The organism is Nocardioides flavescens (assembly GCF_009823805.1).
Taxonomy (GTDB): Bacteria; Actinomycetota; Actinomycetes; order Propionibacteriales; family Nocardioidaceae; genus Nocardioides; species Nocardioides flavescens.
In genome coordinates, this window is sequence record NZ_WUEK01000008.1 from 34965 (window position 1) to 57508 (window position 22544).

Annotated in this window: 16 protein-coding genes; 5 read left to right on the forward strand and 11 right to left on the reverse strand. The window is 70.8% G+C overall.

The annotated features are described in order from the left end of the window. Window positions 1-2: 2 nt before the first annotated feature. On the reverse strand, window positions 3-3443 hold the full coding sequence (locus tag GRQ65_RS13595; protein ID WP_160878525.1) for a glycoside hydrolase family 3 C-terminal domain-containing protein: 3441 nt from the start codon (window positions 3441-3443) through the stop codon (window positions 3-5). Window positions 3444-3683: 240 nt separating this feature from the next. Here GRQ65_RS13595 and GRQ65_RS13600 point away from each other — a divergent pair, with 240 nt between their 5' ends. Then, on the forward strand, window positions 3684-4841 hold the full coding sequence (locus tag GRQ65_RS13600; RefSeq protein ID WP_160878526.1) for an ROK family protein: 1158 nt from the start codon (window positions 3684-3686) through the stop codon (window positions 4839-4841). Window positions 4842-4869: 28 nt separating this feature from the next. Here GRQ65_RS13600 and GRQ65_RS13605 read toward each other — a convergent pair whose 3' ends face one another. From GRQ65_RS13605 to glnA, 3 genes are all read right to left on the reverse strand, one after another. After that, window positions 4870-5898: an Atu2307/SP_0267 family LLM class monooxygenase gene (locus GRQ65_RS13605; protein ID WP_160878527.1), complete on the reverse strand. Its 1029-nt coding sequence runs from the start codon at window positions 5896-5898 to the stop codon at window positions 4870-4872. 180 nt (window positions 5899-6078) lie between these two features. After that, on the reverse strand, window positions 6079-9252 hold the full coding sequence (locus GRQ65_RS13610) for a DUF3427 domain-containing protein (RefSeq protein WP_160878528.1): 3174 nt from the start codon (window positions 9250-9252) through the stop codon (window positions 6079-6081). A 132-nt stretch (window positions 9253-9384) separates the two neighbouring features. Beyond that, on the reverse strand, window positions 9385-10803 hold the full coding sequence (gene glnA, locus GRQ65_RS13615; protein WP_160878529.1) for a type I glutamate--ammonia ligase: 1419 nt from the start codon (window positions 10801-10803) through the stop codon (window positions 9385-9387). 191 nt (window positions 10804-10994) lie between these two features. On the opposite strand from glnA, the gene GRQ65_RS13620 reads away from it, so the two are divergent. Together GRQ65_RS13620 and GRQ65_RS13625 are read left to right on the forward strand one after the other, a co-directional pair. Continuing rightward, window positions 10995-11408, forward strand: coding sequence for an RDD family protein (locus GRQ65_RS13620; protein ID WP_337191715.1), 414 nt, complete (start codon window positions 10995-10997; stop codon window positions 11406-11408). A gap of 59 nt (window positions 11409-11467) precedes the next feature. Then, window positions 11468-12352, forward strand: a complete 885-nt coding sequence (locus tag GRQ65_RS13625; protein WP_160878531.1) for an SCO4651 family lipoprotein — start codon at window positions 11468-11470, stop codon at window positions 12350-12352. Between the two features lie 183 nt (window positions 12353-12535). Here the strand turns inward: GRQ65_RS13625 and GRQ65_RS13630 are convergent, their stop codons facing one another. The 3 genes from GRQ65_RS13630 to lipB form a co-directional block, all read right to left on the reverse strand. Then, the gene (locus GRQ65_RS13630) at window positions 12536-13249 is read right to left on the reverse strand and encodes a DUF4191 domain-containing protein (RefSeq protein ID WP_160878532.1); all 714 of its coding nucleotides are present in this window, start codon (window positions 13247-13249) and stop codon (window positions 12536-12538) included. 48 nt (window positions 13250-13297) lie between these two features. Then, window positions 13298-14236 (reverse strand): lipoyl synthase, encoded by a 939-nt coding sequence (lipA, locus tag GRQ65_RS13635; RefSeq protein WP_160878533.1) that lies wholly within the window; start codon window positions 14234-14236, stop codon window positions 13298-13300. Window positions 14237-14302: 66 nt separating this feature from the next. Continuing rightward, window positions 14303-15037: a lipoyl(octanoyl) transferase LipB gene (gene lipB / locus GRQ65_RS13640; protein ID WP_160878534.1), complete on the reverse strand. Its 735-nt coding sequence runs from the start codon at window positions 15035-15037 to the stop codon at window positions 14303-14305. A gap of 86 nt (window positions 15038-15123) precedes the next feature. Here lipB and GRQ65_RS13645 point away from each other — a divergent pair, with 86 nt between their 5' ends. Beyond that, the gene (locus GRQ65_RS13645) at window positions 15124-15648 is read left to right on the forward strand and encodes a hypothetical protein (RefSeq protein WP_160878535.1); all 525 of its coding nucleotides are present in this window, start codon (window positions 15124-15126) and stop codon (window positions 15646-15648) included. Window positions 15649-15664: 16 nt separating this feature from the next. Here the strand turns inward: GRQ65_RS13645 and GRQ65_RS13650 are convergent, their stop codons facing one another. From GRQ65_RS13650 to lpdA, 3 genes are all read right to left on the reverse strand, one after another. Beyond that, the gene (locus GRQ65_RS13650; protein WP_160878536.1) at window positions 15665-16579 is read right to left on the reverse strand and encodes a TIGR01777 family oxidoreductase; all 915 of its coding nucleotides are present in this window, start codon (window positions 16577-16579) and stop codon (window positions 15665-15667) included. Window positions 16580-16972: 393 nt separating this feature from the next. Further along, window positions 16973-18880, reverse strand: a complete 1908-nt coding sequence (gene sucB / locus GRQ65_RS13655) for a 2-oxoglutarate dehydrogenase, E2 component, dihydrolipoamide succinyltransferase (protein WP_160878537.1) — start codon at window positions 18878-18880, stop codon at window positions 16973-16975. Between the two features lie 73 nt (window positions 18881-18953). Further along, entirely contained in the window at window positions 18954-20336 is a 1383-nt protein-coding gene (gene lpdA / locus GRQ65_RS13660; protein ID WP_337191716.1) for a dihydrolipoyl dehydrogenase, read from the reverse strand. 70 nt (window positions 20337-20406) lie between these two features. On the opposite strand from lpdA, the gene GRQ65_RS13665 reads away from it, so the two are divergent. Next, window positions 20407-20775 (forward strand): hypothetical protein, encoded by a 369-nt coding sequence (locus GRQ65_RS13665; RefSeq protein WP_272917690.1) that lies wholly within the window; start codon window positions 20407-20409, stop codon window positions 20773-20775. 213 nt (window positions 20776-20988) lie between these two features. On the opposite strand, the gene GRQ65_RS13670 is transcribed toward GRQ65_RS13665, so the two are convergent. Continuing rightward, a complete protein-coding gene (locus GRQ65_RS13670; RefSeq protein WP_160878539.1) occupies window positions 20989-22536 on the reverse strand; it encodes a leucyl aminopeptidase in 1548 nt (515 codons plus the stop codon). Window positions 22537-22544: the final 8 nt, after the last annotated feature.

The following is a 22544-nucleotide window of genomic DNA, read 5'->3' on the forward strand; positions in this document are numbered from 1 at the left end:
GGCTACCTCCGCGTGACCTTCACCGGGGCGGAGGCGGCGTCACCTCCGGTCACGAGGCCGTCCACGGCGACGGCGACGACGCGGATCCGGTGCTTGCCCTTGCCGAGCCGGATCGTGGCCTTGGTGGCGCTGGCCGACACCTCGTCGACGACCTCGGTGCCGTCGAGGATGCGGTAACCACCGACCGAGGAGGCCGGGGTCGCGGGCGACCACTTCAGGACCAGCTTGTTGCCCTTCTTCTTGGTCTTGCCCTTCTTGATCTTCGGCGCCGTGAGGGCGTCGCGGGTGACCTTGACGGTCGTCGCGCTGCTCATCGAGGTCCCGAGCTCGTTGCTGAACACGGCGCGGAACTGGACACCGTTGTCACCCGGGGTCGCGGTGAAGGCGTACGACGTCCCGGTGGCCCCGGCGATGTCGATCCACGAGCCGCCCTGGCTGCGCTGCCACTGCACCGTCGGTGCGGGCGTCCCGGACGCGGCGGCGGTGAGGATCACTGCCTCCCCGACCTCGGCGGTGCGGGTGGCCGCCGGCTGGGCGGTGATGCTCGGCGACGCCAGACCGGTCCGGACGTCGGTCGTCACGGTCTGCTCGATGTCGTCGGAGGCGGCGCCGAGCATGATGCTGCGGTTGCCTGTGCCGACCACCCAGCGCTGCGCGACGGAGTCCCAGGCGGAGAGCTCCTGGACGTCGACGTGCAGGGTGAGGGTCTTCGACTGGCCGGCCGCGAGGTCGACGTGGTCGAACTGGACGAGCTTGCGTGCCGACTGCTCGAAGCCCGAGACGACGATGCCGTGGCTGTCACGCACGGGCGCCGCGAGGTCGGGCGACGGGCCGACGTACACCTGCGGCGAGGTGCCACCGGCCCGCGAGCCGGTGTTGCTGACGGTCATGGTGACGTCGAGACCGCCGTCGGTGGTCGGCTTGGCCGAGAGGCCGGAGTAGCCGAACGTCGTGTACGACAGTCCGTAGCCGAACGCGAACTGGGGCTTGATCCCCGTCGGGTTCGCGGTCGGGTCGGTGTACCAGCGGTAGCCGACGTTGACGCCGTCGGTCCACTTGATGCTCGGGGTCGTCTCGTCGGCGGCCTGCGAGCCGGTGCTGCGCTCGGGACGACCGCTGAACGGCGTCGAGTCGTTGTCCTTCGGGAACGAGATGGGCAGCCGTCCCGACGGGTCGGCCTTGCCGTAGAGCAGGTTCGAGGTGGCCGTGCCGCCCTCCTGACCCGGGTACCACATCTCGAGGATCGCGTCGACGCTGCCGGCCCACGGCATGGCGATCGCCGCGCCGGAGTTCACGACGACCGAGACCTTGTGGCCGGCCGCGTGGGCGGCCTGGGCGACGGTGTTCACGAGCAGGTCCTGGCTCGCGCTGAGCGACTTCACGGCCGCGGTCGTGGACGAGTTGTCGCCACCGCCCTGGGCGGTGCCGGCGCCGGAGTCGTCGACGAAGATGACCGTGCTGTCGTTGGTCTGCGCCGCCTGCGCCGCCTTCGCGATGTTCTGGTTCAGCGGTGCCCAGGCGAAGCGCATCGTCGGCGCGGTCGCGTTGGTGACGGCCGGGGTGTAGGTGAACGACACCTGGTGCAGCCCCGGCGTCAGGTCCAGGGCGATGCCCCGGTTGTCCTTGCCGAGGTACTGCCCGTTGGAGGCGACCTGCCCGTCCGGGAAGTCGTTGGGCAGGATGTTGCTGCCCGGGTTGGCGATGGTGCGGGCCGTGCCGTCGACGCTGAGCGTCATGTTCGACGCAGCGCCGCCGCCGCGACCCTCGGGGGCGACGCCCCCGTTGAAGGCCGCCGCGTTGCCGCTGTCGGAGCCGTACGAGCGCTGCAGCAGCAGCTGGTAGGTGTCGGCGGTCGGCACGTTGAGGTAGCCGGACCAGGTGTAGGTGCCGCCCTTGGCGAGGTTGGTCTGCTTGCCGTCGACGGTCGTGACGACACTCGGCGTGATCGCCTGACCGTTCGCGTCGGTGCCGGTCAGGGTGAGCCCCGGAGCAGCGGCGCTGTCGTTGGTCGTCTGCAGGTTGGCGGTCGGCACGGTGGTGCCGATCCAGTCGACGCCGGGCGCCGAGGTGACCTTGGCGGTGCCGACCTCGGTCTGGATCGCCTTGAGCGGGGTGAGGTTGTTGCGGTCGCCGAAGCCGCGTGCGCGCTCGCCGCCGGGGCTGCTCGGCAGCAGCGTCGACGTCGGGCCCACCACGGCGACGGTGCCGGTGCTCGACAGCGGCAGCGCGCCGCCGTCGTTCTTGAGCAGCACGCCGGCGTCCTCGGCCAGCTCGCGGGCGACGACGATGCCGGCGGCCTTGTCGACGTTGGTGGTGTTGGGGTTGTTGGTGACGTCGCCGTGCTGGGCCACGGGGGAGCGGTAGGCCGCCGGGATCTTCGAGTTGTCGAGCAGCCCGAACCGCTCGTACTGGTAGAGGATGCGCGACACCGCGTCGTCGAGGCGGGCGGCGTACGCCGGGTCGTAGGTCGAGGAGGTCGGGTCGACGTAGGGCTGGAGCCGGGCGGCGGTGAAGTTCGAGGTCGAGAACTCGTTGTCCATGCCGGCGATGAGGTCCGAGGGGGCCTTGCTGCCGCCGTAGTCGGAGGTGATGAACCCCTTCAGGCCGTACAGCGTCTTGACGATGTTGTTGTTGAGGTTGGAGTTGGAGCAGGCGTAGTCGGACTTGCCCTGCTCGGTGACGATCTGGAACGTCGCGTAGGAGCACATCACCGACGACACCTCGCCGTCCTCGATCGCCGCCTGGGCGGGGGCGAGGAACAGCTCGTGGGCCGCCTGCGGGCCGACAAGGGAGGGGACGTTCTGGTTCTGGCCGTCGTAGAGCGAGACGTGCTTGACCTGGGACAGCAGCCCCTGGCTCTGGATGCCGCGGATCTCGGTCTCCGAGAACTGGCTGGAGACGTAGGCGTCCTCGCCGTTCGTCGTCATGTTGCGCGACCACGACGGGAACCGCGCTACGTCGACCTGCGGGCCGTAGACGAGGTCCACGTCGCTGGCGAGGCCCTCCTTGCCGACCTGCTCACCGAGGCGCACGTAGTCCTCGCGGTCGAACGACGAGGCGAGGCCCAGGCGGGTCGGGAACGACGTCGCGTCGTTGCGGGTGTTGATGCCCATGGCGTCCGCGTGGCGGATCTCCGGGATGCCGAGGCGGGGGACACCGGCGAGGTAGCCGGCCTCACCGTGCTGGTCGGGGTCGGTGCCGCCCCGGATGAGGGTGAGCTTCTCGGCGACGGACAGCTGGGAGACCAGCCAATTGACGGTCGCAGTGTTCGGGGCGTTGCTGGCGATCGCGGGGGACTGCGGACCGGAGGCGGCGGGGGCGTCGGCCGCGAGAGCGGTCTGCGCACCGCCGATCAGGGGCGAGGCCAGGGCGATGGCGAGCATCGCCCCGGTGGCGAGGGCCGCCTGGCCGCGGACGCGGCGAGACGGAGGGCGTGAGAGCACAGAGTTGTCCTTTCAGACAGGGGGACGTGCCGCAACGGGCGTGCAGGACCAGCACCTCGGGCTTCCCCGACGAGGTGCTCTGCAGAGACGACCGTCACAGCGGACTCCTGGAAACTATGTGCCGCTTTTCAACTCTGTCAATTGAATCGAGGGGTGGAAATGAAACGTTTTCGGTGCACCGTCATACCGATAAAGACGGGTCATTGACCGGCTCTCGCACCTGCCCGTACGGTCCGATCCATGACCGAGGTGGCGCGTGCGTCCAGGGCCCAGGCCCGTGAGTCGCTGCTCCGGCTGATCCGGCAGCGCCAGGACGTCACCCGCGGCGATCTGTGCGACCTCTCGGGCTTTTCACGCAGCACTGTGGTGAACACCGTCGGGGCCCTCATCCACGACGGTCTCGTCGTCGAGGTGCAGGGACCCGGGCCGGGCCCCGGCTCGGGGAGCGGCCGTCCGGCCAAGCTGCTGCGGGTCGCGGCGGACGGCTCGGTGGTGGCCGGCGTCGACTTCGGCCACAACCACCTGCAGGTGGCGATCGCCGACGCGACGGGGCGAGTGCTGGCGCGGTCACGGCGCAGCTTCGACGTCGACCGTCGGGCTCAGGAGGCTCTCGACCTGGCTGCCGGCATGGTGCGCGAGCTCGTCTCGTCGGCCGGCGTCGCGGCGCCCAGGCTCGCCGTCGCGGGGATCCCCGGGCCGGTGGAGACGGCCGGGGGGCGCCTGCGGAGCCCGTCGATCCTGTCGGGCTGGGTCGGCATCTCCCCGGGGGCGGAGCTGAGCCGGCGGCTGCGGTGCCGCGTCCACGTCGAGAACGACGCCTTCCTCGGGGCGTACGGCGAGCTCGCGTGCGGCGCCGGTCGCGGCGTGCGCGACTTCCTCTACGTCAAGGTCTCCCACGGCGTCGGAGCCGCGATGGTCATCGGCGGCGAGCCCTACCGTGGGGCCTCAGGCGTGGCCGGCGAGATCGGCCACACCCAGCTGCGCAGCCACACCGAGCTGTGCCGCTGCGGCAACCGCGGCTGCCTCGAGGCGGTGGTGTCGGTGAGCTCGGTCCGCGCTCAGATCGCGCACACCCACCCGACCGAGGACCCGGAGACTCTGAGGTTCGACGCCGACGACGTGCTCACCTGGCGCGTCATCGACGGGGCCGGCCGCATCCTCGGCGAGGTGCTGGCCAACATCTGCAACCTGCTCAACCCAGGCGCGATCGTGATCGGCGGCGAGCTCGGCGGTGGCACCCCGCGGCTGCTGGACGCCGTGCGCGAGACGCTGCTGCGTGACGCTCAACCGGCCTGCGCCGCTGCGGTCCGCGTGGTTGCCGCCGAGCTCGGTGAGGAGTCGGAGCTCACCGGGGCCCTGCAGCTCGCCACGATGATGCTGCCGACCCCGGCCCGCTGAGCCCGGACACTGACCTCCAACGTTGACCTCAGAGGTCGGCGACCCGCGGCGCGACCTCGGTGCCGAGCAGCTCGATGCCGCGCAGCAGGTCTTCGTGGGCCAGGCGCGGGTTGGTCATCTGCAGCGAGACCCGGTCGACGCCGCCGAGCTGGTCGGCGACCCGGCCCAGCTTGGCGACGATCTCGTCGGGGTCGCCGAGGAAGAACGCGCCGTCCGGACCGCTGGTCGCATTGAACTGCGCCCGGTTGGGCGGCGCGAACCCGCGCTCGCGCGAGATCGAGGTGAACATCTCGTTCCACCCCGGGTAGATCGTGTCGGCCGCGTGCTCGTGGCTCTCGCCGACGTAGCCGAAGACGTGCAGCCCGACCTGGAGCTGCTCGGGCGCGTGCCCGGCCTGCGCACCCGCGCGGCGGTAGAGGTCGACGAGGGGCGCGAACTGGCGCGGCTCCCCACCGATGATCGCCACCATCAGCGGCAGCCCGAGCGCGCCAGCGCGAGCGAACGACGCCGGCGTGCCGCCGACCCCGATCCAGATCGGCAACTGCTCCTGCACCGGGCGCGGGTAGACGCCCTGACCGTTCAGCGGCGCGCGGTGCTGACCTGACCACGTGACGTGCTCCGACTCGCGGATCTTGAGGAGCAGGTCGAGCTTCTCGGTGAACAGCGAGTCGTAGTCGTTGAGGTCGAGCCCGAACAGCGGGAACGACTCGATGAACGAGCCCCGTCCAACCACGAGGTCGATGCGCCCACCCGAGATCAGGTCGAGCGTCGCGAACTGCTGGAACACCCGCACCGGGTCCGCCGCGCTCAGCACCGCCACGGCGCTGCCGAGCCGGATGTTCGTCGTACGCGCGGCCGCCGCGGCGAGGATCACCGGCGGCGCGGAGTCGTAGTACTCCTCGCGGTGGTGCTCACCGATCCCGAACGAGTAGAGCCCCGACTTGTCGGCCAGCTCGATCTCCTCGAGCAGGTGCGCCATCCGCTCCGCCGGCCCGACGACGTGGCCGGTGGACGGGTCGGTGACCCGGGAGACGAAGCTGTCGATGCCGACGTGCACGGGGACCTCCGGAGGTGGTGGGTGGTTGCCGTCGCAACGCTCGCAGGTGCGGCAGCATTCCGCTAGTTGAAGATTCATCAAGACGGGCGCGTCGGAAGGGAGGGGCTGTCGTGGTCGGTGGTTGAGGAGGTCGTGCAACGACCGTCTCGAAACCACCCCGGAGCTCCATCGACCGGGCCTCTAGCCCGTGGCCAGCAGGCTGGTCGCTTCGAACACGATCTCCGGGAGGGGTTGCCGCAGCCGCCAGGTGATGGCCACGGGCCGCTCACCTTCGAGCTCGCCGTGCTGGTCGACCTGCCCGAAGAAGCGGAAGGTGCCCTCGATCCCGCCCTGGCTCCGCTCGCGCACGAAGAGCAGACGGTGCTCGGACGCGTCAGGACCGGCGCCGATGCACTTCAGTGTCGACGGAGTGGTCTGTCGCCAGTTGTTGGGCGTCTCCCAGTGGAAGAGGTCGGCCGACAGGGCATGGTCCCTGTACTGGATGTGCGAGGCGAAAGACGGATGGTCCTTGTTCAACGTCACGAACATCAGCTGGGTGCGCAGGTCTGCCGCGAAGTAGACACCCTCGCGGTGTTCCTTCGGTCTGTCGACTGTGCTGATCCCCATGGCGGCGAAGACCTCGGCGCGCGTGTAGCGCGCGTGCGCCATGAGCGGAACATCGTCGAGTCCGAAGAGTGCAGACGCCGTCGCATCCTGCTTCGCGCGGGTGAGTGACAGCAGCTCGCAGATCTCGTCGCGGACCGAGACGTGGCGCCACAGCTGCGCGAAGCCCTCCGTGATGCTCGTAGGGGTGGTGCCGAGCAGGTGCAGAAGTTGCATGGCCAACCGCGACTCGGACCGCGTCAGTCCGTTCTCGTCCGGCGGTTGGTCCGCGCCCAGCCACGTCGTCCAGGTGTCGACGCGCGTCGGGTCTGCGACGTGCTGGAGGAACCCGATGCGTCGTAGCAGGTCCGCTTCCTCCCGCCGCAGCTCCGGATCACCTGGTGCGGGAGGCACGTCGCCTCCGCCGGCCTCGCGCTGCAGTCGAGTCCACGACATCTTGCGCTGGTCGACGGCGTAGAACTGCTCGACCGATCGCTCGGTCTCCTCTAGGAAGTCCGTGAGCGTCCTGGACCGGGTGCGCCGCAGATCCTTGACCAGTCCGGTCAGTCCGGCTCGTGGCGTGACCTCCTTCAGGCGCGCCAGCACGCGCTCACGGGCCACCCGTTCGAGGGTGATCGAGCTGCCGGCCGGCAGGAACGGGAAGTCCTGCTCGGCCTGCTCGCGCAGAGTTCCGTGCTGTGGGCTGATGAGGGCGCGGAACCGCTCCTCGTAGCGGTACTCCGCGCGGTGCTGACCGATGAAGTCCAGGACGAGGCAGGACGACTTCCCCGGTGACAGACGAAGACCCCGCCCCAGTTGCTGGGCGAAGAGCACGGGGCTCTGGGTCGGTCGGAGCAGCAGCACGGTGTCGACGTCCGGTGCGTCGATGCCCTCGCCTAGAACGTCGACGCTGGACACCACCTGCAGCTCACCGGCCCGCAACCGACCGAGGACCGCGTCGCGGTGAGCCTGGTCGTGATCGCCGTCGAGGTGCTCAGCTCGGAAGCCGAGGCGGGTGAACTCCTGGGCCATGAACCTCGCGTGCTCGACCGAGACGCAGAACGCCAGCGCCCGCATCTGCGCGGGCACGTCGACCCAGCGGTGCACGGCCTCGACGATGAGGCGTACTCGCTCGTGGTCCCCGGTGTAGAGGTCGGCGAGATCGCCGATCGCGTAGTCCCCGGCGCGCCACGACAGCGTGCGGAGGTCGGTGCCGTCATCCACCCCGACGTACTCGAACGGTGCGAGGAGCTGGTCGTCGACGGCCTCCCACAGTCGGAGCTCGGTGGTGTACCCGCCACCGAACAGGTCGGTGATGGCCATGCCGTCGGTCCGCTCGGGTGTCGCGGTGAGTCCGACGAGCTCGCGGGGTGCGAGGTGCTCGACGACCTCGCGCCACGACGACGCTGTGCTGTGGTGGGCCTCGTCGACGTAGACGACGTCGTAGTGATCGCTGGGCACAGTGCTGAGGCGTCGATGCAGCGTCTGCACCATCGCGAAGACGTAGTGGTCGACCGCTGGTGGCGCCGCGCTGCCCGTGAGCAGCTCGCCGAAGCCGGGGTCTCGCAGTGCCCGGCGGAAGGTCGCCCGCGCCTGCTCCAGGATCTGCTCGCGATGAGCGATGAAGAGCAGCCGCGGCCGTGTGTCGTGCTGGTCGCACAGGCGCGCGTAGTCGAGGGCGGCGATCACGGTCTTGCCCGTCCCTGTCGCGGCCACGACGAGGTGCTGATGTTCGCCGAACGACGACCGCCGGTGCTGGAGCGTCTCGAGGACGTGACGTTGGTGGGGCTTCGGCTGCAGGGAGATCTCGGCGTACGCCTCCTCAAGGCGCTGGTTCAGGTCGTCGATGGTGCGCTGCGCCGTCTTGCTGATGGCGCGCTGCGAATAGCCCCTCGCCTCGAGGAGCGCGGCGTCCAGACGGTCGCGGTCATCGAGGGTGTAGGTCTCGTACACAGGCGCGTGCCAGTAGCTCTCGAAAATCGGCTGGATGCGGCCGAAGACGCCGGGAGCATCGGCGCGCGCCAGTCGAACGTTCCACTCGAGCCCTGAGTACAGCGCCGCATCCGAGAGGTTCGAGGAACCGACGCAGGCGGTGTCGAGCTCACCTGGTCGGCGGAACAGCCACGCCTTGGCGTGGAGCTTCGTCGACTGACCCTGGTAGTTGACCTTGACCTCGACCCCGAGCTTCACCAGCTCGTCGAGTGCCTTGGCACTTGTCGCGCCCAGGTAGGTGGACGTGATGACGCGCACCCGTCCGCCTCGTTCACGAAGAGCGCGGAGCTCCTCCTTCAGCGGCTGGAACCCGGTGTAGCCGACGAAGGCGCAGATGAGGTCGACCTCCTCCGCGCAGCGGATCTCCTCCCGCAGGACTGCGCCGAAGCTGGGCTCGCCCGCCCCGTTGACGAGGAGCTCGCTGGTCGTGAGCGGGATCGTCGGGTGGGCGGGCAGTGCACCGCCAGTGAGGCCGGCATCCGGGCTGATGCCCTTCAGCAGACGGGGAGGAAGACTCACACGGTCGGCCGCGAAGTCGTCGTCGAGTGCGTCGATGGCTCGGTTCACGGCCTCGACCCCAGCCTCCAGGCTGGCAGTATCGCGCGGCGTACGCATGCGGCGAGCGACCCGCAGCAGGTGTTTGCCGAGCCGCTCGACCGCGTCGCTCGCGGTCAGCGCATCAGCCCCGTACGTCGCTCGCTCGACCCCTTGAAGAAGGCGCTCCAGCTCCTCGGTGACGAGCTCATCTCGCAGTCCCGCGCGCAGTGGGTCCTGGGCCATCAGCTTCCTGTCCAACGCTCGACGCTGCAGAGGTGGCGAGCTTAGGTCCTCATTCGCTCGCCAGAAGCAGAACCGCCCGCGACCTGCAGGTGCAGGTCGCGGGCGGTCCGCCGATCAGATGGGCCCAGTGGCTCAGATGTCGTAGTACAGCTCGAACTCGTGCGGGTGCGGGCGCAGCTGCACGGGAGCGATCTCGTGCTCGCGCTTGTAGGAGATCCAGGTCTCGATCAGGTCCGGGGTGAACACGTTGCCCTCGGTGAGGTAGTCGTGGTCGGCCTCGAGGGCGTCGAGCACGGCACCGAGCGAGGTCGGGACCTGGTCGATCTCGGCCATCTCGTCCGGCGGCAGCTCGTAGATGTCCTTGTCGATCGGCGCGGGCGGCTCGACCTTGTTCTTGATGCCGTCGACACCGGCGAGCATCAGGGCAGAGAAGGCGAGGTAGGGGTTCGCCGACGGGTCGGGGAAGCGGGCCTCGACGCGCTTGGCCTTGGGGTTCGAGCCCGTGATCGGGATGCGGACCGAGGCGGAGCGGTTGCGGCTCGAGTAGACGAGCGAGATCGGGGCCTCGAAGCCGGGGACCAGGCGGTGGTAGGAGTTCACCGACGGGTTCGTGAAGGCCAGCAGGCTGGGGGCGTGCTTGAGGATGCCGCCGATGTACCAGCGGGCGATGTCCGAGAGGCCGCCGTACCCGGTCTCGTCGTAGAAGAGCGGGTCGCCGTCCTTCCAGAGCGAGGAGTGGATGTGCATGCCCGAGCCGTTGTCCCCGAAGATCGGCTTCGGCATGAAGGTGACCGACTTGCCGGCCTCCCAGGCGGTGTTCTTGATGAGGTACTTGAACTTCATCACGTCGTCCGCGGCCTTGAGCAGCGTGTCGAAGCGGTAGTTGATCTCCGCCTGGCCGGCGGTGCCGACCTCGTGGTGGGCGCGCTCGACGAGCAGGCCGCAGGACTCGAGGTTCTTGACCATCTCGTCGCGCAGGTCGCCGTAGTGGTCGTACGGCGCGACGGGGAAGTAGCCGCCCTTGAAGCGGGTCTTGTAGCCGCGGTTGTCGCCCTCCTGGCCCGAGTTCCACCAGCCCTCGACGGAGTCGATGTGGTAGTAGCCCTCGTTGGCGTCGGTGGAGTAGCGGACCGAGTCGAAGATGTAGAACTCCGCCTCGGGCGCGAAGAACGCGGTGTCGGCGATGCCGGTGGTCGAGAGGTAGGCCAGCGCCTTGCGGGCGATGTTGCGCGGGTCGCGGCTGTAGGCCTCACCCGTGATCGGGTCGTGGATGAAGAAGCTGAGGTTCAGCGTCTTGGCGGTGCGGAACGGGTCGATGAACGCCGTGCTCGGGTCCGGGAACAGCGCCATGTCGGACTCGTTGATCGCCTGGAAGCCACGGATCGAGGACCCGTCGAAGGCGAGACCGTCGTCGAAGACGGACTGGTCGAACGAGGAGACCGGAACGGTGAAGTGCTGCTCGATGCCGGGCAGGTCGACGAAGCGCACGTCGACCATCTCGACGCCTTCGTCCTTGATGTACTTGAGCAGCTCGTCGCTGTTCTGGAACATGCATCCTCCTTGGTCGCACCGGCTGCGCAGAGGAGCCGAGCAGGACCGACAGTCTGTCGTGGGACCCCGGTCGCGGAGCTGCGCCAGAGACCCCTCGAACTTATGGACGGGCAGTTTCCCGACCATATCGAGATTGTTTCGGGGGTGTAACAGTAGGTCCGGTCTGCGACCCGCCTGAGAGGGTGGAGCCCGTGCAGACCGAGCCCTCCTTCGAGACCGCCAGCTGGGCGCGCCGCATCGGCGCGCTGATCGTCGACTGGTTCGCCTCGACCCTCGTGGTGATCCTGCTGCTCGGGGGAGTGGAGCGCTGGTCGGGCGACCAGGCGGCCGGCTTCTACGTGCTCGTCGTCTTCGTCCTCGAGTCGGCGCTGTTCTCCGCGACCACGGGCGGCTCGTTCGGCCAGGTCGCGACCCGGCTGCGCGTCGTACGAGCGAACGGCGACCCGCGGCCGATCCCGCCGCTCAAGGCGCTGCTGCGCCAGGTCCTCATCGCCCTGGTGATCCCGCCGCTGGTCTACCGCCCCGACGGGCGCGGGCTGCACGACGTCGCCGCCGGCAGCGCCGTCGTCACGCTCCAGACGTTTCACGCGCTCGGAGGGCGGTAGAACCTCTGGGTCGCCTCGCGCGTCCAACCCCCGCACGCCCCCGACCCGAGGAGCTTTCCGTGACTGCTCGACTGACCACCCGACGCCTCAAGCGGTCCGTCGCCGCCGGCGCCGCCGCCCTGACCCTGCTGGCCGCAGCCGGCTGCGGCGGTGACGACGACTCGACCGCCTCCGACTCCACCGACACCTCCAGCAGCTCGGCCAGCGCCGATGCGAGCACCAGCCCGTCCGACGAGGCCTCGAGCGACTCGGAGAGCGACGCACCCGACGCTGAGGCGGGGGAGCAGATCAGCGCTGAGGAGTTCGGCGGCCTGGTGAAGAAGGCGCTCGACGACGCCACCACCGCCAACGTCACCATCGACACCTCCGGCGGCGCCGCCGGCCTCTCCGGAACCGGCCAGGTCGACTACGAGTCCGAGCCGCCCGCGGTGAAGATGACCGCCACCATCGCGCAGATGGGCGACATCGACATCACGCTCGTCGACAACACCTTCTACTTGAAGTCCTCGGCCCTCGGCGGCGACAAGTGGGTCGAGGTCCCGCTCGACGACCCCAACAGCCCGTTCGGCGCGCTCGGCGACCAGCTCGACCCGGCCGCCGGCCTCGAGAAGCTCGTCGACGGCGTGCAGTCGGCGACGTATGTCGGCGAGGAGGACGTCGACGGCGACGAGCTCGACCACTACACCGCCTCCGTCGACACCGCGACGCTGCTCAAGGACCTGCCGGCCGAGGCGCAGGGCTCCTCGGGGCTGCCGGCGACGGTGGAGTACGAGATGTGGTTCGACCAGGACGGGCTGATCCGCAAGTTCTCCGCCGACCTGGGCAGCACCGTCGGCACCACGTCGGGCACCTTCGACGACTGGGGCACCGACGTCGACATCGAGGCGCCGCCCGCCAGCGAGGTCACCCAGATGCCGAGCCTGGGCGGCTCCACCGCCGGCTGACGGATCCCGTCGTACGACGCAGCGACGCCGCGGTCCCGATCGGGACCGCGGCGTCGTCGTACGTGCGGGTGGTTCGGCGAGCGTGGTTTCGAGACAGGACTTCGTCCTTCCTCAACCACCGTGTGGTCGAGGCCCCGGTGGTTGAGGAGGTCGCGCTGGCGACCGTCTCGAAACCACTGATGGTCAGCGGCCGCGGAGGTTGCCGCGCTGGCCCTTCATCGAGGTCGGCATCGGGCCCTTGGGGATCGGTAGGGCCGAGCGCTGAGCGTCGAGGGCCTTGAGGCGGTTGAGGATGTCGGTCATCTCGGCGGGCTTGACCTTGCGGCCGAGCTTCTGGACGTGGCGCACGAGCTTGGGCAGCGGCACCTGGCCCTCGCCGTTGCCGCACACGACCTCCTGGATCGGCACGTCGGAGACGACGCGCTCGTGCTTGCGGCGCTCGGTGGCCATGAGCTGGCGCAGCCGGTTGGGGTTGCCCTCGCCGACGAGGACGATGCCGGGCGGGCCGACGACGCGGTGCACGACGTCCTGCTGCTTGGTGAAGGCGACGGCGACGTCGGACTTCCAGCCGCGGCGCAGCATCCGCAGGGCCGCGGCGGCGGCGCCGGGCTGCCCGTCCATCTGCCGGTACGCCGCGCTCTGGGCGCGCCGGCCGAAGATGATCAGCGCGGCCAGGGTGCCGAACAGCAGCGCGCCGACGATCGCCAGCACGAGGCTGAGGACCCCGCTGCCGGGCAGCAGGACGTAGAAGACGAAGAAGCCGAGCGCGCCGATGACGGCGAACGAGCCCCACACCCACAGCCCGATCGCGGGATCGGACTTCTTGGTCATCCGGTAGGTCTCGCGGAACTGCTGGACGCGGCCCATCTTGTCGGGCTCGGTGGTCTCCTTGGCCATGCGGGCGGCGCTGCCTATCTGCTCAGGTGGGGCGGGGTGGTGCGGTGCTCAGACCGCGGCGCCCTGGCGGGCGTCCATCGCCTGACGGTACAGGCGCCCGGCGCGGTACGACGAACGCACCAGCGGCCCGGACAGCACGCCCGAGAACCCGATCTCCTCGGCCTCGGCGGCGAGCTCGACGAACTCCTCCGGCTTGACCCAGCGCTCGACCGGGTGGTGGCGCACCGAGGGGCGGAGGTACTGCGTGATCGTGATCAGCTCGCAGCCGGCGCCGTGCAGGTCGACCAGCGCCTGGCTGACCTCCTCGCGGGTCTCGCCCATGCCGAGGATGAGGTTGGACTTGGTGACCAGGCCGAAGTCGCGGGCCTGGGTGATCACGTCGAGCGAGCGCTCGTAGCGGAACGCCGGACGGATGCGCTTGAAGATGCGCGGGACGGTCTCGACGTTGTGGGCGAGCACCTCGGGGCGCGACTCGAACACCTCGCGCAGCAGCTCGGGGCGGCCGTTGAAGTCGGGGATGAGGTTCTCGACGCCCGTGTCCGGGTTGAGCTCGTGGATCGCGCGCACGGTCTCGGCGTACAGCCACGCGCCGCCGTCCTCGAGGTCGTCACGGGCGACGCCGGTGATGGTGGCGTAGCGCAGCCCCATCGTCTGGACCGACTCGGCCACGCGGCGCGGCTCGTCGCGGTCGAGCGGCTGCGGCTTGCCGGTGTCGATCTGGCAGAAGTCGCAGCGCCGGGTGCACTGGTCGCCGCCGATGAGGAACGTCGCCTCGCGGTCCTCCCAGCACTCGAAGATGTTGGGGCAGCCCGCCTCCTGGCAGACCGTGTGCAGGCCCTCGGACTTCACCAGGCTCTGCAGGTGCTTGTACTCCGGGCCCATCTTGGCGCGGGTCTTGATCCACTCGGGCTTGCGCTCGATGGGGGTCTCCGCGTTGCGGACCTCGAGTCGGAGGAGCTTTCTGCCGTCGGGTGCCACCTGAGTCACCTGTCCAGCGTACGCCGGGGGCGTGGGCTCGCCGCAGTCCGCGTCAAGGGCGGGATCAGCGCGGGATCAGCTGGGGCGGACGAGCTCGATGCGCGGCTGCTGCGGGGCCTTCTTGGCCGGGTCCGGCTTGGGGTCGTAGTCCGGCGTCGGGACGTACGGCGCCCACGCGAGCATCTCGTCGAGCCGCTCGGTCAGCACCGGGCGGACCTCGGCGACGGTGACGTCGCGACCGGTCTCGAGGCTCAGGGTGGTGACGCCCGCGTCGCTGATCCCGCACGGCACGAACCGGTCGTACCAGTCGAGCGTCACGTCGCAGTTGAGCGAGATGCCGTGCATGGTGACGCCGCGGCTGACGCGCAGCCCGATGGCGCCGATCTTCCGTTCCTGACGCAGCTCGTCGGCCTTCAGCCAGACGCCCGAGCGGCCGGGCACGCGGGCCGTCGTGACGTCGTACGCCGTGCAGGTGGCGATCATCGCCTCCTCGAGGCGGCGCACGAAGTCGACGACCTGGACGTGGTCGGGCAGCCGGACGATCGGGTAGGCGACCAGCTGGCCGGGGCCGTGGTAGGTGATCTTGCCGCCGCGGTCGACGTCGATCACCGGCGCGCCGCCGGGGTCCGCGGGGTGCTCGTGGGGCTCGGTGCGCTTGCCGGCGGTGTAGGTCGGCGGGTGCTCGAGCAGCAGGACGGTGCCGGGGCGCTCGCCGTCGGCGACCTCGGCGTGGATGCGCTTCTGCAGCTCCCAGGCCTCGAGGTAGTCGATCGGCTCGTCGATGACCTCGAACTCGCATCCGCTCAGCACGGGCTCGAGGCTACTCCCGAGGCCGTGCGCGGAGGCCTGTGGATGAGCCCAGCGGGAGCGCCTCGTTCCGGGCCAGACTCGGGGCCATGACCCGACGCCCCGTGCCGCTCGCGCTCTGCCTCGCCCTGGTGGGCGTCGTGGCGTGCGCGGTCAGCGCGGTCGGGCTGCTGCGGCCCGAGCCGGTGCCGCGGGCCGTCGTGCGACCGGTCGCCGCAGAAGTCGCGGTGCAGCCTGCGGAGGCACCGGCTGCGCAGGTGCTGCGGGAGTGGGACGCCGCGCGGGCCGCGGCCTGGGCCGCGGGTGACCTGGACGCGCTCGCGGCGCTCTACGTCCCGGGTGCGTCGGCCGGGCGGCGCGACGTGGCGATGCTGCGCGCCTGGGTGGAGCGGGATCTCGTCGTCACCGGGATGAGCACCCAGCTTCTCGCGGTGCGCGAGCTGCGGCGTACGCCCGACCGCTGGCGGCTCGAGGTCACCGACCGCCTCGCCGGTGCGGTCGCCGTCGGGGGCGGCGTCGAGCAGCCACTGCCGTCCGACGCCGCCACCACCCGACAGGTCGAGCTGCGGATGCGCGACGGCACCTGGCTGGTCGCCTCGGTGCGGACCCTGTGACCCGGTGCGACCAGGCTCAGGCCAGCGCGGTGCGCAGCACGGCGGTGACGTCGGGGTCCTGGATCGTGTAGCCGCTGGCCTGCAGAGCGGCGGGCACGACGTTGAGCGAGCCGAGCAGCTCGGGCGCCATCCGCCCCGCGCCGGCCTTGATCGCGAACGCCGGCGCGGCGACGAACGACGGGCGGTGCACCTGGGCGGCGAGCGCCTCGGTGAACTCCGCGTTGGTCGGGGTCTGCGCGCAGCACAGGTTGAAGGGGCCCGAGGCGCTGTCGTGCTCGGCGAGGAAGACGACCGAGTCGACCCAGTCGCGCAGCGAGACCATCGCCATGTGCTGTCGGCCGTCGCCGAGCTTGCCGCCCAGTCCGGTGAGGAACAGCAGGCGCAGCTGCTTGAGCGGCGGGGCCTGCTTGTCCATCACCGGTGCGGTGCGCAGGATGCAGACCCGAGCTCCCGCCTCGACGGCCGGGTCGGCGGCGTCCTGCCACTCCCGGGTCACGGAGGTGAGCAGCGCGTCGCCGCGGCTCTCGGCGCTCTCGTCGAGCACCGGGTCGCCGAGGTCGCGGTGGTCGCCGTAGTAGGAGATGCCGTTGCCGGCCAGGAACGCCGGGTGCCTGCCGCGCTCGGCGCCCGCCTCGGCCACGGCGCGAGCGAGCACCCGGGTCGTGGTCACGCGGCTCTCGCGCAGCTCGCGGGCCCACTTCTCCGAGTGCGGGTTGCCGAGGGTCGGCGCACCGGCGAGGTTGATGACGACGTCGGCGGCTGCGACCGCGCTGCGGTCGTAGGTGTCGGCGTAGGGGTCCCAGGTCGACTCGCCGCTGCCCTTCGCGGGGCGGCGTACGAGCGCGGTGACGGTGTGCCCGCGCGTGGTTAGCGCCTTGCGCAGGTGGGTGCCGAGGAAGCCGGACGCGCCGGCGAGGAGGACGTGGGCCACGGGGGAGCAGTACCCGCAGTCGTGGCTGGTGGTTGAAGAAGGACGAAGTCCTGTCGCTGTCGGTGGTTGAGGAGGGACGAAGTCCTGTCGCCGTCGGTGGTTGAGGAAGGACGGAGTCCTGTCGCCGTCGGTGGTTGAGGAAGGACGGAGTCCTGTCGCCGTCGGTGGTTGAGGAAGGACGGAGTCCTGTCTCGAAACCACTCTCGCGGCCGGGTGGTTTCGAGACGGCGCTGGCGCGCCTCCTCAACCACCGTGGGTCCGGTGGCCGGCGCGCCTCCCCAACCACCGCGGGGTCCGGTCCCCGGCGCGCCTCCTCGACCGCCGGAGACGCCAGCGGCGCCCGACCCTCCGAGGAGGGCGGGCGCCGCCAGGTGGTGCGTGGAACCGTGAGGCTCAGACCTCGAAGGCCCCGGCCTCGAGGCGCTTCTTGACCTCCTGCAGGAACCGGCCGGCGTCGGCGCCGTCGACCAGGCGGTGGTCGTAGGTCAGCGCGAGGTAGACCATGTGGCGCACCGCGATCGTCTCGCCCAGGTTGGGGTCGTCGATCACGACGGGGCGCTTGACGACGGCGCCCGGACCGAGGATCGCCACCTGCGGCTTGTTGATGATCGGGGTGTCCCACAGGGCGCCCACGCTGCCGAGGTTGGTGATCGTGAAGGTGCCGCCGGACAACTCGTCGGGGCCGATCTTGTTGGTGCGGGTGCGCTCGGCGACGTCGGCGATCTTCTTGGCCAGACCGGCGACCGAGAGGTCGCCCGCGTCGCGCACGACGGGGGTGATGAGCCCCTTGTCGGTGTCGACGGCGAAGGCGAGGTTCTCGCGGTCGTAGTAGGTGATCTCGCCGGCGTCGGTGTCGATCGTCGCGTTGAGCTTGGGGTGCTGCTTCAGCGCGTCGATCGCCGCCTTCGCGAAGAACGGCAGGTAGCTGAGCTTGACGCCCTCGCGAGCCAGGAAGTCGGCCTTGGTCGCCTCGCGCAGCCGCGCGATGTTGGTGACGTCGACCTCGACGACCTGGGTCAGCTGGGCCGAGGTCTGCAGCGAGTCGATCATCCGTTCGGCGATGATCTTGCGCAGGCGGCTGATCTTCTCGGTGGTGCCACGACGCTGGTCGGGCGTGACCGGGTCGGCCTGCTTGGGGGCCGAGGCGCCGGACGACGCAGCCGGGGCGGCTGCGGGAGCGGCCGACTGGCTGGCGGCGGCCGCGGCGTCCTTCTGGGCGCGGGCGGCCTCGAGGACGTCCTGCTTGCGGATGCGGCCACCGACACCGGAGCCGGTGACGGTCGACAGGTCGACGTCGTTCTGAGCGGCGAGCTTGCGCACGAGCGGGGTGACGTACGACGCGTCGTCGCCGGCCGGGCTCGACGACGAGCCCGAAGCGCTGGATGCGTCGTCGCGGGCGGCCTGGCCCTGGGGCGCGGACTTCGGCTTCTCGGCCTCCGCCTCGACGGCGCCCTCCTGCTCCTTGGTGGGCTCGGGGGCGGGCGTCGACTCGGTCTTGGCCTCGGGCTTCTCCTCCGCCTTCGGGGCGGGCTCCGGCTCGGGCTCCGGCTCCGGCTCGGGCTCCGACTCGGGCTCGGAGGAGCCGGACTCGGCGGGCTGACCCGACCCGATGACGGCGAGCTCGGCGCCGACCTCGACGGTCTCGTCCTCCTGGACCTTGACCTCGAGCAGGGTGCCGGCGACGGGGGAGGGGATCTCGGTGTCGACCTTGTCGGTGGACACCTCGAGCAGCGGCTCGTCGACGGCGACCTCGTCGCCGACCTGCTTGAGCCAGCGCGTGACGGTGCCCTCGGTGACCGACTCGCCCAGCGCGGGGAGGGTCACGGAGGTGGCGTCGCCCCCACCGGAACCGCCAGAGCTCGAGCCGCTCGAGGACCCGCCCGAGGAGGCAGCTGCGGGCTTCTCCGACTCGGGGGTCTCGTCGCCCGGGGGCAGCTCGCCGGTCTCCTCGACGATCTCCTGCTCCTGCTCGGCCTTCTTCTCGGCCTCCGCCTCGTCCTTGGGCTGCGCCTCGGGGGTGGCGGTGTCGGTGTCGTCGGAGCCGGAGTCACCGGTCGACTCGCCCTCGTCGCCGATCACGGCCAGGACCGCGCCGACCTCGACGGTGTCGTCCTCCTGGGCCTTGATCTCGAGCAGCGTGCCGGCGATCGGCGAGGGGATCTCGGTGTCGACCTTGTCGGTGGAGACCTCGAGCAGCGGCTCGTCGACGGCGACCGTGTCGCCGACCTGCTTGAGCCAGCGGGTGACGGTGCCTTCGGTGACGGACTCGCCGAGTGCCGGCAGGTTCACTTCGGTGGCCAATGCAGTTCCTTCGGTCGTGTTCTTCTGGGAGTCGGACGGACGATCGTGGTGGTACGAACCTAGGGCAGGCGCCTCAGGAGTGCGCGTGCAACGGCTTCCCGGCGAGCGCGAGGTGGGCCTCGCCGAGCGCCTCGTTCTGCGTGGGGTGGGCGTGCACCAGCGGGGCGACGTCCTCGGCGTGGGCCTCCCAGCCGTAGATCAGCTGGGCCTCGCCGATCAGCTCACCGACCCGGTCGCCGACCATGTGCACCCCGACGACGGGGCCGTCGGTGGTGCGCACCAGCTTGACGAAGCCCTGCGTCTTGAGGATCTGGCTCTTGCCGTTGCCCCCGAGGTCGTAGGTCAGCGACTCGACCGCGTCGGCGCCGTGGCGCTCGACGGCCTGGGCCTCGGTGAGGCCGACGGAGGCCACCTCGGGGTGGGAGTAGGTCACGCGGGGGATCGTGGTCTCGTCGATCGCGGCGGGCTCGAGGCCCGCGATCTCCTCGGCGACGAAGATCCCCTGCTGGAAGCCGCGGTGCGCGAGCTGGAGCCCCGGCACGATGTCGCCGACGGCCCACAACCCCTCGACGCCGGTGCGGCAGCGCTCGTCGGTGACGACGAAGCCGCGCTCGAGCGTGACCCCCTGCTCGTCGTACCCCAGCCCGTCGGTGACGGGACCGCGGCCGACGGCGACGAGCAGCAGCTCTGCCTCGACCGTGTCCTCGCCCTTGTCGGACTCGACGGTGACGCGGACGCCCGACGCGGTGGTCTCGACGGAGCGGAACGACGTGGAGGTGCGCACCGTGATCCCGCGCTTGCGGAACGCCCGCTCGAGCGCCCTCGAGGACGCCTCGTCCTCGAGCGCCACGAGGCGGGGGAGGGCCTCGACGACCGTGACCTCGGCGCCGAAGCTGCGCCACACGCTGGCGAACTCCGAGCCGATGACGCCGCCGCCGAGCACGACCACCGAGGCGGGCACGCGGTCCAGGCGCAGCGCCTGCTCGGAGGTGAGCACCCGCTCGCCGTCGATCTCGAGACCGGGCAGGGTGCGGGGGTAGGAGCCGGTGGCCAGCACGACGTGGCGACCGGTGTGACGCTCGCCGGCGACGGTGACCTCGCGCGGGCCGGTCAGGCGGCCCTCGCCCTCGATCACGGTGATGCCGCGGCTCTTGACCAGGCCGGTGAGGCCCTTGTGGAGCCGCTGCACGACGCCGTCCTTGTAGGCGTTGACGCCCGGCATGTCGACGCCCTCGAGGCTGGCGCGCACGCCGAACTGCTCGGAGTCACGGGCCAGGTCGGCGACCTCGGCGGCGTGCAGGAGCGCCTTGGTCGGGATGCAGCCGATGTGCAGGCAGGTGCCGCCGAGGCGGTTCTTCTCGACGATCGCAACGCTCAGCCCGAGCTGGGCTGCGCGGAGGGCGCAGGAGTACCCACCCGATCCCGCACCGAGGACGAGGACGTCGACATCGACCACGGCGCCATCCTCCCACCTGCCCGACGGGACGCCACACCACCCCGTGGACCGGCCAGGCACACTTGCTCCCATGTCGTTCCTGGACCGCTTCCGGCGCGGGTCGCGCACGCGGATGAGTGCGCCCGCGCGAGACGGCTTCCGCACCGGCTCGACCCGGGTGCGCGCCTCCGACTCGCTCGACCACGAGCACCTGTCGGAGTTCGTGACCGAGCGCCGCGGCGTCGAGGGGTTCGTCGAGCCGCGCACCGCCGTCAGCGACGTGACGCTGCTGCTCGTCGCCCACGACGGCGAGTGGACCCGCCGCCGGGTGCCGTCGGTCGAGTGGGCCCACAAGTTCTGCAACCGCCACCAGGTGCCGTCGTACGACGCCGCCGTCGTCGGCATCCCGCAGCGGATGCGCGACTACAACCGCCGCAAGAAGCTCGAGGGCGGGCTCTAGCCAGCCATCGCGGCAGGTGGTTTCGAGACAGGACTTCGTCCTTCCTCAACCACCGGTCTCAACCGTCGACACGGTGGTTGAGGAGGTCGTGCAACGACCGTCTCGAAACCACTCCACCGCGGCGGATGGTTTCGAGACAGGACTTCGTCCTTCCTCAACCAGCTCCGCTGGTTGAGACAGGACTCGGTCTTTCCTCAACCAGCGGAGCGCGGTTCAGGCGCTGAGGGCCCGCACGTAGTCGACGAGCGTGGCGACGGCGAAGCCGGTGCCGCCGGAGGTGAGGTGCCCCGAGGCGCCGCCGGAGTTGTACGACGGGCCGGCGATGTCGAGGTGGGCCCAGGGCAGGCCACCGGTGAACTCGCGCAGGAACGCCCCCGCGAACAGCCCGCCGCCCCAGCGCACCCAGTCGTGCTGGGCGAGGTCGGCGATCCTGCTGGAGTGGACCCGCTCGTCCATGGCCTCGGGCAGCGGCATCGGCCAGTGCTCCTCGCCGGCGGTCCGCGACGCCGCGAGCACCGCGTCGACGACGTCGGGTGAGCCCATGACGCCGGCGATCTTGTCGCCGAGGGCGACGACCATGTGGCCGGTCAGCGTCGCGACGTCGAGGATCACGTCGGGCTGCTGCTCGACCGCGCGGCCGAGCGCGTCGGCGAGCACGAGACGGCCCTCGGCGTCGGTGTTGGAGATCTCCACCGTCGTGCCGTCGTAGGTCGTGAGCACGTCGCCGGGGCGCATCGCGGCGCCGGACAGCATGTTCTCGGCCATCGGTGCGAAGGCGCTGATCCGCACCGGCAGCCCGAGGCGCGCGATCGCCAGCGTCGCCTGCACCACGGCGGCGGCGCCGGCCATGTCGGACTTCATCTCCTTCATCGAGCCGGCGGGCTTGATGGTGAGACCGCCGGAGTCGAAGGTGATGCCCTTGCCGACCAGGGCGACGTGGGCGACCGGGTTGCGCGGCGACCAGCTCAGCTCGACCAGGCGGGGCGGGGCGGCCGACCCGCCGCCGACGCCGAGGATGCCGCCGCAGCCGAGCTCGGCGAGGCGCTGCTCGTCGAGCACGGTGACCTCGATCTTCGGTGCGCCGCGACCCTTGGTGACGGCCTTCGTCGCCTCGACGACGGCGTCGGCGAACGCCGGCGGCGTGAGGTCGCCGGGCGGGGTGTTGACCCAGTCACGGGTGGCGGCGACGGCCTCGGTGACGACCAGCGCCTCGTCGAAGGCCTGCTGCAGCTCCTTGCGGCGCGCACCCGCGCTCAGCACCACGACCTCGCCGGGGTGGCGGCGGCTGTCGTCCTCGGCCTGCTTCTTGTATGTCGTGAACGTGTAGCCGCCGAGCACGAACCCCTCGGTCACGGCGCGCACCAGCGCGGCCGAGCCGGTCGGCAGCGCCAGGGCGACGGAGGCGGAGTTGGTGACCGCGCGGGCCACGGCACCCGCGGCGCGGCGTACGACGGCGGGGGTCGGGCCGTCCGCGCCCGCCTTGCCGAGCCCGACCACGACGAGCAGCGGAGCGTTGAGGGTCTTGCCGGTCGGCAGCTTGGCGATCTCGCCGACCGATCCGGAGAAGCCGAGCGAGGCGAGCATCGGCCGGAACGTCCGCCCGTACGCCGCGGCGACGTCCTCACCGCCCGGCGCGACCTCGAGACCGCCCTTCGCGGCGCGGACGCCCCTGCCCCCGGCGCCCGCCTGCACCACCCCGACGACCACGGCATCGCAGCGGGTCTTCGCGGGGCTGGCGTTGCGCAGGGTGTAGGTGCTCACCGACGCAG